A 371-nucleotide genomic window follows, 5' to 3' on the forward strand; every position below is an offset into this window, starting at 1 on the left:
ATCTTCCGTTACGGCGGGCAAAGTTACCTGCCAAGCCCCATCCTTACCCACCACTACCGGATACTCCTGCCCAGCAAATTCAACCACTGCCGCCGAGCCCGGCTTAGTTTTGCCGACTAAGGTCACCACTTTTTCTTGGGTAAGATGGTCACCTTTCACACCCGAGTCGCTGTTTTGTGCCAGTGTGGCCTCGGCCGCGGGCAGCACGGTATCTATCTGTACCGTTTCACTGAGTGTCTCGCTGTTCCCCGCCTTGTCAGTAATTTTAACTTTTAAAGAATGTGCGCCCTGCCCAAGTGGGGTTTGAATATCTATCGACCAATTCCCCTTTTCATCCGCGATGGTCGAGTAAACTTGACCGCCAATGGTGA

1 protein-coding gene is annotated in these 371 nt (G+C 52.8%); it reads right to left on the reverse strand.

The window, feature by feature from the left end:
- A partial coding sequence (locus AAZR93_RS21650; protein WP_434721047.1) for an Ig-like domain-containing protein occupies nt 1-366 on the reverse strand: 366 nt, incomplete at its 3' end.
- Between the last annotated feature and the right edge of the window lie 5 nt (nt 367-371).

Source organism: Providencia sp. Je.9.19 (assembly GCF_051129765.1).
Lineage (GTDB): Bacteria > Pseudomonadota > Gammaproteobacteria > Enterobacterales > Enterobacteriaceae > Providencia.